Consider the following 1,245-nt stretch of genomic DNA (forward strand, 5'->3'; position numbering starts at 1 on the left):
GTCACCGGCGGCGCGGGGGAACGGGACCTGACCGCGTACGTCGCCGGCGACCGGGCCGTCGACCTCGGCGGCCGTACCGGAGCCGCCGAACTCGCCGGCGTGCTCGCCGGGGCCGCCTGCGTGGTCACCGGCAACACCGGCCCCGCCCACCTCGCCGCCGCCGTCGACACCCCGGTGGTGTCCCTGTTCGCACCGGTCGTCCCCGCCGAGCGCTGGCGGCCGTACGGGGTGCCGTACGTGCTGCTCGGCGACCAGGACGCGCCGTGCGCCGGGACCCGCGCCCGGCGCTGCCCGGTACCCGGCCATCCCTGCCTGGACACCGTGACCGCGCTCGACGTCGTCGCGGCGGTCGACAAGCTCGTGGAGGTGACATGAGGATCCTGCTGTGGCATGTGCACGGGTCGTGGACCACGGCCTTCGTGCAGGGCCCGCACACCTACGTCGTCCCCGTCACCCCGGACCGCGGACCCGACGGACTCGGCCGCGCCCGCACCTTCGACTGGCCCGACTCGGTCGTCGAGGTCCCCCCGGAGCGCCTGCGCGAGGAGGACATCGACGCCGTCGTCCTGCAACGGCCCCACGAACTCGCCCTGGTGGACCGGTGGCTGGGCCGCCGCCCGCCGCTGGTCTACCTCGAGCACAACGCCCCGCACGGCGACGTGCCCGACACCCGCCACCCCGCCGCGGACATCCCCGGCGTCACCCTCGTCCACGTCACCCACTTCAACCGCCTGATGTGGGACGACCGGGGCACCCCCGCCACCGTCGTCGAACACGGCATCGTCGACCCCGGACCGCTGTGGACCGGCGAACTCCCGCACGCCGCCGTCGTCGTCAACGAACCGGTGCGGCGCGGCCGTACCACCGGCACCGACCTGCTGCCGGCCTTCGCCGGCGTCGCGCCCCTCGACGTCTTCGGCATGCGGACCGAGGGCCTCGCCGGCCACCTCGGCCTGCCCCCCGACCGCTGCCGCTCGTACGAACTGACGCAGGCGGAGCTGCACGGGGCGCTGGCCCGCCGCCGGGTCTACGTCCACCCCGTGCGCTGGACCTCCCTCGGCCTGTCCCTGCTGGAGGCGATGCACCTCGGCATGCCCGTCGTCGCCCTCGCCACCACCGAGGTCACCGAGGCCGTACCGCCCGGCGCCGGTGTGGTGTCCAACCGCGTCGACGTACTGACCGACGCCGTACGGGACTTCGTCGCCGACCCGGCGCACGCCCGCCGCACCGGTGAGCGCGCCCGCG

Annotated in this window: 2 protein-coding genes; both read left to right on the top strand. The window is 75.6% G+C overall.

All coding sequences use genetic code 11. The features are described from left to right. Window positions 1-375: glycosyltransferase family 9 protein (locus B7767_RS35570; protein WP_143652809.1), on the top strand; the 375-nt coding region annotated here is incomplete at its 5' end. Then, a partial coding sequence (locus B7767_RS35575) for a glycosyltransferase (protein WP_085575658.1) occupies window positions 372-1,245 on the top strand: 874 nt, incomplete at its 3' end. The genes B7767_RS35570 and B7767_RS35575, both read left to right, overlap by 4 nt.

Source organism: Streptomyces sp. 13-12-16, from assembly GCF_002114215.1.
Taxonomy (GTDB): domain Bacteria; phylum Actinomycetota; class Actinomycetes; order Streptomycetales; family Streptomycetaceae; genus Streptomyces.